The sequence below is a fragment of the Mucilaginibacter robiniae genome (assembly GCF_012849215.1).
GTDB classification, from domain to species: domain Bacteria; phylum Bacteroidota; class Bacteroidia; order Sphingobacteriales; family Sphingobacteriaceae; genus Mucilaginibacter; species Mucilaginibacter robiniae.
This window is the reverse complement of record NZ_CP051682.1, coordinates 2154064-2171743: the sequence shown is the minus strand read 5'-3', so window position 1 is coordinate 2171743 and position 17680 is coordinate 2154064. Positions and strand designations below refer to the sequence as shown.

Sequence of the window (17680 nt, the reverse complement as noted above, 5' to 3'; positions counted from 1 at the left end):
TGATCTGTCGTTAGGCGGTGTAGCTACAGCTGTGCTGCTAATTTTATAGCATTGGCTATAAAATTACAGTTTTGCAGTAATTGTTAAGTTCAATATCAAACAGTAAGATTGAACAAACGCAACATAAACTATAATTATCATCTACTAAACTATGCATCTAACAAAAACAAGATTGGGAAGGAAGCAAAAACGTGTAATACATTTTATATCAATATTAAGTAGTTGGATGTTGTTGGTAGGTGTATCATATGCCCAGAAAGTGCAACAGCCATACAGTGCCTATCTGTTTACCTATTTTACCGGTAATGGTAAAGGAGCAGAGGCCATCCGGTTTGCTATTAGTGCTGATGGTTATCATTACCGGGCGCTCAATTATAATGAACCGATATTAAATAGTGCCGAAATTAGTGCTACAGGTGGCGTGCGTGATCCGCATATTTTGCGCGGGGCAGATGGCAAAACTTTTTATATGGTAGCTACCGACATGGTAGCAGCTAATGGCTGGGATTCTAACCGAGGCATGGTGCTTATGAAATCGAGCGATCTGCTGCATTGGACATCTAGTAAAGTAAATATTCCTCAAGCTTTTACGCAGTTTGCCGATGTAAACCGGGTATGGGCGCCACAAACTATTTATGATGATAAAACAGGCAAATATATGCTGTATTTTTCGATGCGTGCCGGTAAAGAGCCCGACAAGATCTATTACGCTTATGCTAATAAAGATTTTACTGCATTAGAAACCTTACCCGAACAACTGTTTTTCAACCCAACAGGAGGTGCCTGCATTGATGGCGATATTATAGTAAAAGATGGTAAGTACCACTTGTTTTTCAAAACAGAAGGTGAAGGTGCAGGCATCAAAATAGCGGTGTCAGATAAGCTGACTGAAGGCTATGTACTGCAAAATAAGTTTGTACAGCAAACCACCGACCCGGTAGAAGGTGCCGGTGTATTTAAGCTGAACAATGGCAAAGGTTATATTTTGATGTACGATGTATATACCAAAGGCCGGTACCAGTTTACTCAAACGCAGGATTTGAAAAACTTCAAGGTGGTAGACAATGAAATAAGTATGAACTTTCACCCGCGGCATGGAACGGTTATGCCCATTACTGCAAAAGAAGCACAAGCCTTGATGCGCAAGTGGATGACGCCTGAAGATGTGATACAAACCGTACAAGCTCAAGATTTAAGGCCTATCAATGTAAATTTAGATAGTGCGGCACACAAGCTATACCTGCCTGTAAACCCAGGTACCAACCTGAAAACATTCAAACCTACGTTTATGGCTTTACCTGGCGCAAAAGTTACGCCGCAAACACCAATTAACTTTGCTGCTGGCCCGGTAAAATATCAGGTTAGCATTGCTGGAGAGAAGCCCGTAAGTTACCAATTGGTTGCAGTTAAAAATCATAATCCGGTTTTAGCAGGCTATTATGCTGATCCGGAAATTTTGTATGCTGCTAAAACAGGCAAATTCTATCTGTATCCAACTTCTGATGGGTTTACCGGCTGGAGTGGTACCTATTTCAAAACGTTTTCTTCTCCCGATTTGGTTAACTGGAAAGATGAAGGCGTTATTCTGGATTTACCTAAAGATGTAAGCTGGGGTAAGCGTAATGCTTGGGCGCCTTGTATCGTTGAAAAAAAGATAAATGGCGTGTACAAGTACTTTTATTATTTCACGGCAGCGCAAAAGATAGGTGTAGCTGTAGCTGATAACCCAACCGGGCCATTTACCGATTCGGGCAAACCATTGATTGAACAGCATCCCGAAGGTACCAATCGCGGTCAGCAGATTGACCCTGACGTATTTACTGATCCGCAAACCGGAAAAAGTTATTTGTACTGGGGTAATGTATATATGGCCGGAGCAGAGCTCAATGAGGATATGACTTCCATTAAGCCGGGTACAACAACCATTATTACGCCCGATCGTACCTTTCGTGAAGGGACTTATGTATTTTACCGGAAAGGTAAATATTATTTTACCTGGTCGGAAGATGATACCCGCAGCGAAAACTATCGGGTACGCTATGGTGTAGCGGATAGCCCGTTAGGAAAGATCAATGTGCCGGAAAATAATTTAGTGATTGCTAAAAACAAGGAAGCGGGTATTTATGGTACCGGACACAATTCTATTTTACAACTACCAGGCACTGACGAATGGTACATTGTTTATCATCGCTTTAATTATCCAAAAGGAATAACCATGGGGGAAGCGGCAGGTTACAACCGCGAAGTATGTATTGATAAGCTAGAGTTTAATGCGGATGGTAGCATTAAACCTGTAGTACCTACCCATAAAGGTATTGAGCCGGTTACTTTATCAAAAAAATAGAGGGAAATCAAAGAGTAAAGGTCAGCGTCTATTCGTAAAAAAGTAGACTGCTGGCCTACGCAAGCAGAAAAGCACTTTAACATAGATTAAAGCCGTATAGTTGTTTGTATTAAATTTGGTAAGGAATTAGTACCTGTTGTACTAAATGGATTCGAAGAGAAGATTTTGGAGCGAAAGACGAGATTCGAACTCGCGACCCCGACCTTGGCAAGGTCGTGCTCTACCAACTGAGCTACTTTCGCTTATAATCCCCGTTGAAAGGGGACGCAAATATAGGTATAGAAGTGATAATTACAATAGCTTATTTGAAAATTAAACAGGTAATAAAAAGAAGAGAAGGCATTACATAAAGAATAACTAAAAGTGTAGATCTTCATAACAGCCAGCTTTGATAAAGATGGAACAGGCATAATCAGGTTGCAGATACAAAATCAGGCAAATTACTGTTATACTACTATATCAATTAATTTGTGCCGATCTGTAATGAAAAACAAAATACGTGTAGCGTTAAAGTCTGTACTTTTTTCACCTCTAATATTATTCTCTTTGCCTAGTCATAGCCAGCAACTGAATACCAGCACCCAATTGCTGGACAGCATGCGGATAGCTGTTCCGGAGATGGCTAACCGTAGTATTTCCTTTACTAATAAAGAGTCGGCTTACTATTACACGCAATCGCATCAAACCAATCATCAGGAATATGCCTGGTTTGAGGGGATGAATATTGCCAAGAACCGGGTATTTGGCGGGTACAACTTGTTTGCTGATGGTCGGCTGTTGAGCAATCAGAATGCGCAGGTTTGGGTATATCCTTACAAAATGGTACGTGAGCACTTAGGGCAAATCAGTGAAGAGTTATGGATGATAGATTATAAAAACATCATTGAGGTAAGCTTAACCGGCCCTAAGCAATCTATCGGTATTGCATTAAAAGGTAAAGGCATTCGGTATGTAAACACTATTGGAGATATGGCTTTTTTTACCCCGGTAGAAGGGAAGTATGTTATAGCCGTAAGTTCCAAAATAGAACAATCCATTCAAGTACAAGATCTGCAAGTGATAACCTCGGCAAAAGCGGGCGGCTTTTACATTGCAGTAGGTAAAACCAATGAAGAAGCTATTGCTTTAATCCGCGAAACTAGAGCTCATAATTTAGCACTAAAGAGTGAGCGTGCGAAACGTATGCAAGACCTGCTAACTAATAAAGTGTATACTACTTCAGGGAACGATTCACTCGCCGTAGCTTTAAACTGGCTGGAAATAACCACCGACCAGTTGCTTACCCATCAGCAGGGATACGGTATTTACGCCGGGCTGCCTTGGTTTAATGAATATTGGGGGCGCGATGAGTTTATTTCTTTACCAGGAGCTGCGCTGGTAACCGGGCAGTTTGCAGTGGCTAAAAAGATTCTACAATCATTTGCTAAATACCAGCAAATAGATCCTGCGTCTAAATACTTCGGGCGGGTGCCTAATATTGTTAACCCCAGCAATATTGATTACCACACTACCGATGGTACCCCGCGTTTTATTATTGGCTTGCAGGATTATGTAAAATACTCGGGTGATGTATCCTTGATTAAAGAGCTGTACCCTAACGTTAAAAACAGCATTGAAGGTGCGCTGAAATATTGGGTTGATGATAAAGGTTATTTACTGCATGAGGATAATGAAACCTGGATGGATGCCCGTGATGCCAACCTGGTTTCATATTCGCCACGAGGCAGCCGGGCAAATGATATACAAGCACTATGGTACAAGCAACTTTTAGCCGGTGTATATTTTGCCCGATACATGAAAGATGCCACTAATGAACAAAAATGGCAGCGCATGGCCGATAAGGTAAAAAGTAATTTTGCTAAAGATTATACAGATGCCAATCACTCTTATCTGGCCGACCGTTTAACCAAAGAAGGCAAAGCTGATTTTACCTTGCGGCCAAACCAGCTATTTGCTTTGGATATGATTAGCAATACAGGATTAAAAGGGCAGGTACTCAGCAAAACATGGCAAGAATTAGTATATCCGTGGGGCGTAGCTACCTTAGATAAGCACGACCCGTTCTTTCATCCTTTTCACTTGACCAATGATTATCCTAAAGATGAGGCTTACCATAATGGTACTATATGGCCTTGGCTAAATGGCATAGCCATGCAACGCATGATTGAGGCAGAACAAGCCGAAACAGCTTACCAGCTATTTAAAAACATGAATTGGCAAGCCTTAAACTTAGGTGTAGTAGGGGGCTTAGGCGAAAACTTGGATGCCTTTCCACACAAAGGACAAAAATGGCCTAAGCTTACAGGAGCCTATTTGCAGGCATGGTCAAACGCGGAGCAACTGCGTGTCTGGTATCAGTACTTTTTAGGTATTCGGCCAGATATGACCAACCACCAACTGGTTCTGGCTCCTCGTATTCCGGCTGAAGTAACAGATTTACATTACAACTTCTTTGCAGGTAATGAATTATACAAGGCCAGCTACGAAGGTGGTAAGATGCAAACCTATACTTACCAGTTTGGCCCCACACCGCTTACAACTGTTGTAGATATTTATCCTTATGCAATAAACAAGCTTGATGTTGCACCTAATTCCATTTTGCAAATAATTGTTGCTGATAATGAGCTTACTCTTAAGATGCAAAATAAGCAGGGAAAGGTACTGCAACAAGTAAAGACAACCCCATCAAAAACACGTATTAGTCAGGATGGATTATACCAGCAGCAGCTTGAACATATTCAGTTTGCCAAACCCGATGATTTGAGTAACCATAAAGTGATTAAGGATTTGTTACAGTAATGAACCGGCAGGTCAGAATTAGTAAGTGAAATCTATCAAGTATATAAACAGTATATCCTTTAATATGAAATAATGTAAGTCCAGAATTAATATAGAGGTAAGATAAAACCGCATATCAGCTCGCTGCTCTTAATCTTAGCCTCCTGCTAATACCTGTACTTACTTTTTTGAAAAGCGAACCCTATCAATTTGATAGGGTTCGCTTTTTTTATGGTAGAGAATATTTAGATAATATGATATTAACAGGCTGATTTGCAGACCATTGGAAATTTAATTGTGCTGGGTTGGTCTGTGTTTTGCCATGTGCCGAATAAAATATATAAAGCCATGCTCACCTTACTCTTGTTCCTTGCCCTGCTTATTTGCTGCTGGGTCATTTTTAAATCTGTTGACTGGTTCGAAAAAATCTGAAAACTATGATCGCCTTATTTATTGTAGCCATTGCAGTATTCATCTACATGGTATATGTACTGCTTAAACCCGAAAAATTTTAATTCTGAACAAACATGAACACCGAACTTTTGGGCATCCTGGCCTCGTTCCTCATCACATTGCTCATTGCCATTCCGCTGGGCAAGTACCTGGCTAAAATGTATGCCGGCGAAAAAGTGTGGACCGACTTTTTTGCTCCGCTTGAACGCGGTATCTATAAGCTAGCAGGTATTAACCCTAATGAGCCCATGAACTGGAAACAGTTCTTAAAAGCTATGCTTACCATCAACAGTTTGTGGCTGGTATATGGGTTTTTTATATTGATTTATCAGGATAAATTGCCTTTAAATCCCGACGGGAATCTCGGCCAAACACCAGATTTGGCCTTCAATACCATCATTAGCTTTGTGGTGAACTGTAACTTGCAGCACTATTCTGGCGAAAGCGGGGCCACTTACTTTACCCAGCATTTTATTTTCATGTTCCTGCAATTTACTAGTGCGGCTACGGGCATCGCCTGTGCCGTAGCGGTATTCAAAGCCTTTCGAGATAAAACTACGCAAGATGTAGGTAACTTCTGGACATTCTTTACCAAATCCATCACCCGCCTGCTGCTGCCATTATCAATTGTAATCGCATTGATTTTGACCTTCAACGGTACACCAAGCAGTTATAAAGGCAAAGATCAGTTTATATCGTTACAAGGAGATACCATAAATGTGTCACGTGGCCCTGCAACGCAAATGATTGCCATTAAGCACCTGGGTACTAATGGCGGTGGCTGGTTCGGTGCCAATTCGGCCCATCCGCTCGAAAATCCAAACTATTTGACCAACATGACGGAGATTATTGCACAGTTCATTGTTCCTGTAGCCATGATCCTGGCTTTTGGTTATTACATCCGCCGTAAAAAGCTGGGCTGGGTAATTTGGGGTGTTATGATGGTGGGCGTACTCATGCTCATGATTCCGACTATCAGCAGTGAATTGAGCGGCAATCCTGCTATTGCTAAAATGGGTATTACGCAGGCCAGCGGTGCTATGGAAGGTAAAGAAGTACGCTTCGGGCCTATGGCTACGGCCTACTGGAGTACTTTAACTACCGTAACCTCAACCGGTTCGGTAAATGGTATGCATGATAGTACTATGGCGCTTACCGGTGCCTGGCAGTTACTGGCTATGATGATTAACGGCTTTTTTGGAGGCTGCGGCGTTGGTTTGCTCAACTACTTTGTGTACCTCATTATTGCCGTATTTATATCTGGTCTGATGGTAGGCCGTACGCCTGAATTTTTAGGGCATAAGGTTGAAGCCCGTGAGGTGAAGATAGCAGCATTAATTACATTGCTGAGTCCTTTCCTGATTATGGCAGGCACGGCATTATCCAGCTATATTTTTGTAGCGCATGCTAATGCTAGCTGGGCGGTAAAACCATCAGCCTGGCTTAACAACCCTGGTTTTCATGGTTTCTCTGAAATGTTATATGAATATACTTCGGCCAATGCCAATAATGGTTCAGGCTTTGAAGGTTTGGGCGATAATAACATCTTCTGGAATGTTACCACAGGCTTTGTGCTTATCCTGGGCCGTTTCCTGCCTATCATCGGTCCGGTAGCTATAGCGGGTTTGCTGGCGCAGAAGAAGTATGTGCCCGAATCAGCCGGAACCTTACGGGTAGATACCGTAACATTTGGTATCATGACCATGGCTGTCATTCTGGTGCTGAATGCCTTGTCTTACTTTCCAGCCTTGGCTTTAGGTCCATTGGCCGAATATTTCTCGATGATTAAATAAGTGACTTCATGAAAAATCAACCCAATAAATTATTTGAACCCGCTTTAGTGCAAACTGCACTGAAGGAATCATTCGTCAAGCTTAACCCGCGGGTGATGTTACGCAACCCAGTAATGTTTACTGTCGAAATTGGTACCGTGGTGATGTTATATGTAACTTTTTATAGCTTCACCCATCAAGGGCAGGGATCTTTCACTTATAACCTGGTCATTTTCATTATTCTACTGCTAACCGTATTGTTTGCCAACTTTGCCGAAGCTATTGCCGAAGCACGAGGTAAAGCACAAGCGGATAGCTTACGGAAGACCCGCGAAGAAACACCGGCTAAAGTGCTTGCTGCCGATGGCACACTTACTACCAAATCATCAAACGAATTGCGTAAAGGTGAGGTGTTTGTTTGCGAACCTGGCGATATCATCCCAACCGATGGTGAGATTGTTGAAGGCATAGCTACCATTGATGAATCAGCTATTACGGGTGAATCTGCGCCTGTAATCCGTGAGGCTGGCGGAGATAAATCATCCGTAACTGGTGGTACCAAGGTACTGTCCGACAAAATCAAGGTGGAAGTAACTACCCAACCTGGTGAAAGCTTTTTAGATAAGATGATTGCCTTAGTGGAAGGTGCATCTCGTCAAAAAACACCTAACGAAATTGCTTTAACTATTCTGCTGGCTAGTTTCACCATCATCTTCATTATTGTATGCGTCACTTTAAAGCCCTTTGCTGATTATGCCAACACGCCTATAACCATAGCCGCTTTAATTTCCCTTTTCGTGTGCTTAATTCCGACTACTATCGGCGGCTTATTGTCGGCTATCGGTATTGCTGGTATGGATAGGGCTTTACGGGCGAACGTAATCACCAAGTCAGGTAAAGCGGTTGAAACTGCCGGTGATATAGATGTGCTATTGCTGGATAAAACCGGTACCATCACCATTGGTAACCGTAAGGCTACCCAGTTTTGGCCAGCAAATGACATTGCTCCTGGCGATTTGGTGATTGCCGCTGTGCTTTCATCATTAGCCGATGAAACACCTGAAGGTAAATCTATTATTGAGCTGGCTAGTGCACAACATAAAATACCTGCTACACCAGCTGGTGCTGAGTTCGTGAAATTTACTGCCGAAACCCGCTCCAGTGGTATTAATACTGCCGATGGTATGCGCATTCGTAAAGGTGCTTTTGATGCCATTCGCAACATTGCCAAAAATGCCGGTAATCCTTTTCCGAACGAGGTAGAGGAGCGGGTAAAAGCTATTTCCTCCAATGGTGGTACACCGTTGGTAGTATCACAAAACGAATGCATTTTAGGCGTTATTGAATTGCAAGACATTATTAAGCCCGGCATTTCTGAACGTTTTGAGCGCCTGCGTAAAATGGGGGTAAAAACCGTAATGGTAACAGGCGATAACCCGCTTACGGCCAAATATATTGCCCAAAAAGCAGGTGTGGATGATTTTATTGCGGAAGCTAAGCCGGAAGATAAAATGAACTACATTAAGCATGAGCAAGCTAGTGGCAAACTGGTAGCCATGATGGGCGATGGAACCAATGATGCTCCTGCATTGGCCCAGGCTGACGTAGGGGTAGCCATGAACAGCGGCACCCAGGCAGCCAAAGAAGCCGGTAACATGGTTGACTTGGATAATGACCCTACTAAACTAATCGAGATAGTAGAAATTGGTAAGCAGCTACTCATTACGCGTGGTACGCTCACTACGTTCTCTATCGCAAATGATGTGGCTAAATATTTTGCTATTGTGCCGGCTTTATTTATTGCTTCTATCCCGGCACTGCAAAGCTTGAATGTTATGCGCCTGCACAGCCCAGAGTCAGCTATTCTTTCTGCTGTTATTTTCAACGCGATTATTATTCCGCTGCTCATACCATTGGCTTTGAAAGGAGTGGAGTATAAGCCTATTGGCGCTAGTGCATTGTTACGCCGCAACCTGCTCATTTATGGCTTAGGCGGTGTAGTAGCACCCTTTATTGGTATTAAATTAATTGACTTAATGGTTGGTCTGCTGGTATAAAGCAGACCTTTAAAGATAAAACTTCAAAAGAAATGAAAAGTTATATTGTTCCTGCCCTACGACTCACTATAGTATTCATTGTATTATTATGTGTGGTTTACCCCTTAATCATTGCAGGTATAGGGAAGTGGTCTGAAGGCCATGGTGATGGTGAAACTATCACCCTCAACGGTAAAGTGGTAGGTTATGCCAACATCGGGCAAAAGTTTGATCAACCCCAGTATTTTTGGGGACGTCCTTCTGCTGTTGGTTATAATGCCGCTGGTTCGGCCGGGTCTAACAAAGGGCCTAGTAACCCAGATTACCTGAAAGAGGTTAACAATCGTGTTGATACCCTACTAAAATACCATCCGTATTTAAAACGAAGCGATATACCTGCTGATTTAGTTACCGCATCAGGCAGTGGCTTAGACCCAGATATTTCGCCTGAAGCAGCACAAATACAAGTACAGCGTGTAGCTGAATATCGCAAGTTGGATAAAAATAAAGTAGCTGCTCTGGTAAATCAGCAAACAGAAAAACCTTTGCTAGGCTTATTAGGTCCAGCTAAAGTAAATGTACTTAAATTGAATTTAGCGCTTCAACAATTAAAATAAACAAACAGCCTCACTGTAATAATCATGAAAAACTCTTTATTAACTATCCTGTTTGCGTTCCTGGTGGTAGCTGCAAGTGCGCAGGATACCACTAAGGCAGGCAGCCATCTTACTATTAGTGGCTATGCTGAATTATATTATGGGTTTGATTTCAACAAGCCCGCAGACCATAATCGTCCAGGTTTTGTGTATGCCTACAATCGGCACAACGAAGTAAATTTAAATTTAGGCTTTATTAAAGCAGCTTATGATAACGGTACGGTACGAGCTAATTTAGCATTAATGGCCGGTACCTACGCCAATGCCAACCTAGCTGCCGAACCTGGCGTACTCAAGAATATATTTGAAGCTAATGCCGGTGTAAAGCTGAGCAAAACAGCTAATCTGTGGCTAGATGCGGGTATTTTTGCATCACACATTGGTTACGAAAGTGCTATTGGTAAAAACTGCTGGACATTAACCCGCAATATAGCATCCGACAATACACCTTATTACGAAAGCGGCGCCAAGCTAACCTATACTACAGCAGATAGTAAATGGACATTAACCGGCTTGTACCTTAACGGCTGGCAACGCATTTCCCGACCAGATGGCAACAACAAGCCTGCTGGTGGCATTGAAGTGTATTACACGCCTTCTTCAAAAGTAACTTTAAATTATAGTAACTACCTGGGTTCGGAAGGTGCCGACTCTGTAGGTGTACGCAGGTTTTATCATAATTTTTACGGCATATTCCAGCTAACCGATAAGGTAGGTATTACCGCAGGTTTTGATTATGGTATTCAGCAAAAAGCTAAAGGAAGTTCAACTCATAACCATGTACTATCGCCAGTTGCTGTAGCACGTTACCAGTTTGCAAGCAAGTGGGCTGTTGCCGGCAGGGTAGAGTACTATCAGGATAAAAATGGTGTCATTATCAGTACGGCTACCCCTAATGGATTTAAAACTACAGGCTACTCCCTGAATCTGGATTATGCACCAATCACTAATGCATTAATTCGCTTAGAAGGTAAAGTATATGATAGCAAAGATGATATATTCTTGAAAAATGGAAGTTATGTAGGTACTAGTCCGGTTATAACGGCCAGTTTTGCAGTTTCTTTTTAATTCCGCTGTGATGCCTGAAGAAGAGGAACATAAAGATGAGTCGGTAAAAAGCTTTCTGGAGCTCGTTAAAAAGTCAAGAAAAGGGAAGCTGAAAGTCTATATCGGTATGAGTGCAGGGGTGGGTAAAACGTACCGGATGTTGCAGGAAGCACATGCCTTACTCAAAAACGGCATTGATATTCAGATTGGCTATATTGAAACGCATAATCGTACAGAAACACATGCTTTACTAGATGGCGTGCCGCTGATAGCACGACGCACTACCTTTTACAAAGGCAAGGAGCTGGAGGAAATGGATTTGCAAACTATTTTGAACCGGCACCCGGAGGTGGTAATTGTTGATGAGCTAGCCCATACCAACATTGAAGGCAGTAAAAACGGTAAACGCTGGCAAGATGTATTTGATATTCTGGAAGCAGGTATCAGTGTAATTACGGCTGTTAATATTCAGCACTTAGAAAGTTTGAACGAGGAGGTTGAAGATATTACCGGCATCTCAATTACTGAGCGTATACCTGATAAAATACTGCAATCTGCTGATGAAATTGTCAATATTGATTTAACCGCCGATGAGTTGATTGACCGTTTACGTGATGGTAAGATATATGACAAGAGTAAAGTGACTACCGCTCTGCAAAACTTCTTCAGGAACGACAAGATACTGCAACTGCGCGAACTGGCTTTGAAAGAAGTTGCCCACCACTTAGAGCGCAAGATTGACGTGGAGGTGCCTAAGCAAATCAAACTTCGGCCTGAACGCTTTTTAGCTTGCATTTCAACCAATGCAGATACCGCAAAAATTGTAATACGTAAAACAGCCCGGTTAGCATCTTACTATCGTTCGCCGTGGATAGTGCTTTATGTGCAAACCGAAAGAGAAAGCGGGGACCGGATTAAACTGGATAAGCAACGTTTTTTAATTAACAACCTCAAACTAGCTACTGAATTAGGAGCAGAGGTGCTGCGCCTGAAAAGCGATCAGGTAACACAAACCATCATGAAGGTTGCCGTGGAGCGGGAAGTGACTACCATTTGCATGGGTAAGCCTCATTTAAACCTTTTTCAGGTTATTCTTAAAACCAATTCATTTAATCAGCTGCTGAAAAGCTTGGCAGCTACCGAAACTGATTTAGTTATACTGTCATGAAAATAAAAAATAAACTCCGGCTGGGGTTCGGCTTCCTTTTCATTGTTATTCTTTTTTATGGTGCTGTTTCCCTCTTTTTCATTCAGGAAATATCTAAAAGCGCTAAAGTAATTTTAAAGAACAATTATGAAACGCTAAGTTTCACCAAAGCCATGCGTACGGTATTGGATGAAAACCCGATGCCTTTAAGCAACACCGAAGCGGCTACTTTCAATGCTCAGCTTATTGACCAAGAGCATAATATTACAGAAGTAGGCGAGAAGCAAGCAACTATACAGTTGAGAACGTATTTTAAACAGCTAACACAAGGGGGCAATACAGCAGAACAGCTGGCGGAAACAGAAAGAGCTATGCGGCAACAATTGCGTACCATTGAAACCTTGAACATGCAGGCCATTGTCAGGAAAAATGATAAAGCACATGACTCGGTTAACCGGGGTACCATATTACTTAGCTTGGTGGGTACGTTTACCTTTCTGGTACTATTTAGCTTCAGTGTTAATTTTCCGGATGTAGTGGCTGTACCACTCCGGGCCTTGCTGGAAGGGATACAGGAAATCGGCCAAAAGAACTACAGCCAACGCTTAAACTTTAATAAAGATGATGAGTTTGGCGAAGTCGCCACAGCGTTCAACAACATGGCTGCCCGGCTCAATGAATGGGAGAACAGTAACCTGGCAACGGTACTATCAGAAAAGCGGCGCATCGAAACTATTATTGAGCAAATGCAGGATGCTATTATTGGAGTAAATGAGCGTCAGGAAATATTGTTTATCAATCAGGTTGCACGGAATATATTCAATTTAAGCAGTGATAAGATTGTAGGGCAAAATATTACGGAGCTGAGCAAGAGCAATGATTTGTTACAATACATTCTAAATAACAAAACATCACCTAAGCCATTTAAAATTGCTTTAGAGCATAAGGAAGATTACTTTCAATTAGAAAGCCGGGAGATTGTTGTTCCTAATTTAGCTGATCAATCTCAGCAAACGTTGCGTATTGCGGGAGTATCTGCTGGTATGGTGTATATCTTGAAAAACGTTACCGAATATAAAGAACGTGATGAAGCCAAAACTAATTTCATCGCCACCATCTCTCATGAACTGAAAACGCCTATCTCATCTGTAAAGATGAGTTTGAAGCTGCTTAAAGATGAGCGGGTAGGAATTTTAAATACAGAACAAAAAGAGTTGCTGGAACATATTCAAGAAGATAATAATCGCCTGCTGAAAATTACAAGCGAGCTGCTCGATTTATCACAAGTAGAAACGGGTAACCTGCAGCTCAACTATGTTAATGTGGACCCGGCACAAATAGTAAATTATGCGTTAACCCCGGTGCGCTTTCAGGCTGAGCAAAAAGGCGTACAGCTGGAGTTTGTGGCAAATAGCAACATGCCACAGGTGCATGTAGATGTAGAAAAAACAGCCTGGGTACTGGTTAATTTTCTATCCAATGCTTTACGCTATAGTCCGGAAAAATCAAAAGTAATCATCAGCACACGCGAAAGAAACGGGCAGGTGGAGTTTTCAGTTAAAGACCAAGGCAAAGGCATCGACGAGCAATATCAAAAACGTTTGTTCGATCGCTATTTTCAGGTGCCTACCGATGCGCAGAACAAATCAGGATCCGGTTTAGGCTTAGCTATATCGCGTGATTTCATAGAAGCCCAAAATGGTAAAATATGGGTAGAGAGCGCTATTGGAGAAGGCAGCGTTTTTAGCTTTTCTCTACCAACAGCAAAAGTAATGAATAAGGTAGTGTGAGCTAAAATATATAGCTTACTCCATAGTGTAAATTGTGCTATACCGTAATAGCGTCTGTTAAAACCTTAGCAGACGCTATTGGTATTATAATGCGGCAATACTGTTTTAATCAAAAAGCATCAAGATGGTTCATTTTTTAGGATCCTAAATGTAGAGTAACAAGTGAGCTATAAAGTATATGAATTAATTAAATTTAAAATAGTCTTATTTGATAGGCAATTTTCTATGTTCTATTCGCGTTCAGCCATAAATTGCAACCCGTATCGAGTTTCAGACCTTTAATAACTGAAATAGTATTTCCGGGTATATTCGTTCTAAAATAAGTACTCAATATTTTTTACCAGCAAAAGAAGGTTTAGCTAAACTTTTATGAATGATGTTCATTATCATAAATGGCTTGGTTTTAGATAGCTAAAATTATCCATACTTAATAGGTGATACCTGCTGTTAAAATTAAAATAATGATATCGATTTATGGAGAAGTTTAAGCGACCAATTTTGAAGACCCTAAAATGGATTGGAATTTTTGTAGCATCTATATTATTCTTGATGTTTATCATTCCGATCCTGTTTCCCGGAACTATATCTGAGCAGGTGAAAATATTTGCTAATAAGCGCTTGGCTGGAAAACTGGATTACAAAAAGGTGCATCTTACATTTTTTCGGCATTTTCCCTCTCTTACCGTATCCGTAGATGACTTATTACTCAGGGGCTCTAAACCCTTTCAGCAGGATACTTTACTGGCAGCAAGAGAAGTGGCCGCAGGCATCAATCTGAAAAATCTGATTTTTGGTGGTGGAGTTAAGATTGATGAAATTTACGTAACGGATGCTTATGCCAATGTTTATGTTAATAGTAAAGGACAGGCCAACTATAACGTTTATGTTTCCAGCCCTTCTAAAACTCCAAAAGATACCACGGAGAAGGGCATGTCCATCAAGCTTGAACTCATCAAATTTAAAAACTGGCGTATCAAATATATTGACCATAGCGCTACCGTATTAGTGGATGCCAAAGGGCTTAATTATACAGGGCAAGGTGGATTGAGTGAAGATATTTTTGATCTTAAAACTGATTTGAAGATTGATTCATTAGATTTTAGCCTTAACCGAGTCTATTATGCACAGCAAAAATCCTTGCATGCTGACCTGATTACAAGAATCAATACCAATGCATTAACTTTTGTACTCAGAAAAAATGAACTGAAGATTAATGATCTTCCGCTAAAATTTACAGGATTAGTGAGTATTCTAAAGGATGGGTATGACCTCGATATCAAAGCTGCTTCAGAAAAAACTACCATTCGTGATATGATTTCTGTGCTGCCGCCGCAATATCTCGATTGGGCAAAGGATACCAAATTAGAGGGGAAAAGCGATTTGTTTTTCAGCCTGAAAGGAAGGTTCAGTGAACCCAAGAACCTAAAGCCAAATTTTAAAGCGCGTCTGTTGGTTAATGATGGTACCATTTCCAACGCAAAGGCACCGGTACCTATGAAGAATTTGAATGTTGATTTGAATATTGATCTACCTTCATTAGATGTGGAACAGTTAGGATTGGATCTAAAAAAATTAAGCTTCGACCTTGGGCAGAAAAACAATTTCCGGGCGGTTGTTAAAACCAAAGGATTAAGCGAAATGAGTGTTAATGCCAGCATTAAAGGTGCGGTTAATCTGCAGACACTGGATGTGGCCTTGGGATTGAAAGATCTGGATATGAAAGGTCTGATGAATGCCGACGTGAAAGCGAACGGTATTTTCAGCATGAATAAAAAACTGTTTCCGAAAACCAATGGATACCTTGATTTGAAAGACGGTTGGCTGAAAACAACAGCTTATCCGAACCCAATAGAAAATATCAATCTGACCGCTAACATCATAAATACGGATGGCACCTTCAGTAGCCTTGGTGTAAAGTTGAACCCTTTCAGGTTTGATTTTGAAGGAAACCCGATATTCGTTAACGCCGATTTACAGAATTTTGAAGATATGCTGTATAAGGTACGCGCAAAAGGGGTTTTAAATGTAGGAAGGATATATAAGGTATTTACAAGGAAAGGATTAGATATTAGTGGGTTAATCACGGCGGACCTTTCTCTTAATGGGCGACAAAGTTATGCCACTACTGGTCAGTACAGCAAGTTGGATAACAAAGGCACCCTGATTCTTAAAAACATAAAAGCAAATACTGCATACCTGCCAAAGGCATTTTATATTAAAGAGGGTAATTTCCAATTTGAGAATGAAAAAATGTGGTTCAGGAAGTTTTATGCCACATACGGAAAATCTGATTTTGCGCTGAATGGCTATCTGCTGAATACGATCAATTATTTCATTGAACGCAAAGGAACGCTTCATGGAAACTTGGTGTTGAATTCCAATTATATTTTGGTTGATGAATTTATGGCGCTAAAAAGTGGCGACAATGATGATAAATCTATAGAAGTTGAATACGCAAAAGCTGAAAACCCAAAGAGCAGTGGTGTGGTGATCGTTCCTAAAAACCTGGATGTTTCTTTAACAGCCAATGCAAAGAAAGTAGGATTTAAGGGAATGGACATTAGTCACCTTAAAGGAATTGCTGTGGTGAAGGAAGGCCAAGTCTATTTAAAGAATACCTCTTTTGACATGATAGGCAGCAGGATGAATATCGATGCCCGTTATCAGAATGAATCTCCGTTAACTGCCAATTTTGATGTTGCCCTTAAAGTGATGGACTTTAATGTACAAAGGGCCTACAAAGAAATCGACATGGTTCGCAAAATGGCTACTTCTGCCAAAGACGTAAGTGGAATTGTGTCGCTGAACTATAAACTGAAAGGTGATTTCGATGCGAACATGAATCCTATTTACCCTTCTTTAGAAGGTGGAGGGGTGGTGAACCTTCGGGATGTAGCAGTGAAAAACTTAAAAATGCTTTCGGTGATCGGTGATAATGTTGGGGCTGATGCCTTTAACAATCCTGATATGAAAGGGGTCAACATTGAAACTCATATTAAGGATAACCTGATCCACATCGATGAATTCAAATTTAAAGTCTCCGTTCTCAGACCTTCCATCAGCGGAACGGCAAGCTTCAACGGATTGTTAGATATTCTGGTAAAAGTAGGGCTGCCTCCTGCTGGTTGGATTAGTGTTCCGGTTGCCGTAACAGGAACGAGTGAGAAGCCCAAAATTAAGTTTTTCAGCAGGAAAGGTCAGGGAATTATAGATGCTTTATATAACAGAAAATCCAATAAAGTAATTCGGGAGGAAAAACGTGCTGCAAAGAAATCAGGGAGAGAGCAGCGTAAAGAGAAAAAAGCGCAGGAAAAGAAAGCTAAAAATGTAGAGAAGCAAGTAGATAAAGACCTTAAAAAAAGTAAATAAAGGAAGTATTTTAATTTTACGAGGTGGAGAGTCTAAATAGTTTGATTCTGTTATCTCATTTGTATATGAAGCAGTGAGTTTTGATACTGCATCTAAGAAGCGCTTTGAAAGGCTTCCGTAAATGCTCGCACCACACTCACTGCTTTTTAAAGCAATAATGAGGGTTTGACATTGTTGGAGGCCGTCTCATAAGTCAAATATGAGGCGGTTTTTTATTTAGTTATGATTTTTGGTTGGAAGGTTGAGTGAAAGATGTCAGCAGCCGTTTAAGAACCGGGGGATTGATTC

Annotated in this window: 10 protein-coding genes and 1 tRNA gene; 10 read left to right on the top strand and 1 reads right to left on the bottom strand. The window is 41.2% G+C overall.

Going from position 1 to position 17680, the window contains the following annotated elements:
* Positions 1–151: 151 nt before the first annotated feature.
* Positions 152–2344 carry a family 43 glycosylhydrolase gene (locus tag HH214_RS09725; protein ID WP_211166345.1) on the top strand — a complete coding sequence of 731 codons (2193 nt, stop codon included), beginning with the start codon at positions 152–154 and terminating at the stop codon, positions 2342–2344.
* A 166-nt stretch (positions 2345–2510) separates the two neighbouring features.
* Here HH214_RS09725 and HH214_RS09720 read toward each other — a convergent pair.
* Positions 2511–2586 (bottom strand) — tRNA-Gly (locus HH214_RS09720).
* A 241-nt stretch (positions 2587–2827) separates the two neighbouring features.
* Between HH214_RS09720 and HH214_RS09715 the strand changes: the two genes are divergently transcribed.
* The 9 genes from HH214_RS09715 to HH214_RS09675 all read left to right on the top strand — a co-directional run bounded on the left by HH214_RS09715 (position 2828) and on the right by HH214_RS09675 (position 17392).
* The gene (locus HH214_RS09715; RefSeq protein WP_169607246.1) at positions 2828–5143 is read left to right on the top strand and encodes an amylo-alpha-1,6-glucosidase; all 2316 of its coding nucleotides are present in this window, start codon (positions 2828–2830) and stop codon (positions 5141–5143) included.
* A gap of 416 nt (positions 5144–5559) precedes the next feature.
* Positions 5560–5637 (top strand): K(+)-transporting ATPase subunit F, encoded by a 78-nt coding sequence (gene kdpF, locus HH214_RS22315; protein ID WP_169611101.1) that lies wholly within the window; start codon positions 5560–5562, stop codon positions 5635–5637.
* Between the two features lie 12 nt (positions 5638–5649).
* Complete coding sequence (kdpA, locus tag HH214_RS09705; RefSeq protein ID WP_169607245.1) at positions 5650–7368, top strand: potassium-transporting ATPase subunit KdpA; 1719 nt, start codon at positions 5650–5652, stop codon at positions 7366–7368.
* Positions 7369–7376: 8 nt separating this feature from the next.
* On the top strand, positions 7377–9404 hold the full coding sequence (gene kdpB / locus HH214_RS09700; RefSeq protein ID WP_169607244.1) for a potassium-transporting ATPase subunit KdpB: 2028 nt from the start codon (positions 7377–7379) through the stop codon (positions 9402–9404).
* Between the two features lie 32 nt (positions 9405–9436).
* A complete protein-coding gene (locus tag HH214_RS09695; protein WP_169607242.1) occupies positions 9437–10000 on the top strand; it encodes a K(+)-transporting ATPase subunit C in 564 nt (187 codons plus the stop codon).
* Between the two features lie 24 nt (positions 10001–10024).
* Positions 10025–11107: a porin gene (locus HH214_RS09690; protein WP_169607241.1), complete on the top strand. Its 1083-nt coding sequence runs from the start codon at positions 10025–10027 to the stop codon at positions 11105–11107.
* Positions 11108–11117: 10 nt separating this feature from the next.
* Entirely contained in the window at positions 11118–12254 is a 1137-nt protein-coding gene (locus HH214_RS09685) for a sensor protein KdpD (RefSeq protein ID WP_169607240.1), read from the top strand.
* The gene (locus HH214_RS09680) at positions 12251–14023 is read left to right on the top strand and encodes an ATP-binding protein (RefSeq protein WP_169607239.1); all 1773 of its coding nucleotides are present in this window, start codon (positions 12251–12253) and stop codon (positions 14021–14023) included. Before HH214_RS09685 ends, HH214_RS09680 begins: the two co-directional genes overlap by 4 nt.
* Before the next feature lie 474 nt (positions 14024–14497).
* Complete coding sequence (locus tag HH214_RS09675) at positions 14498–17392, top strand: AsmA-like C-terminal region-containing protein (protein WP_169607238.1); 2895 nt, start codon at positions 14498–14500, stop codon at positions 17390–17392.
* The last annotated feature ends 288 nt before the right edge of the window (positions 17393–17680 follow it).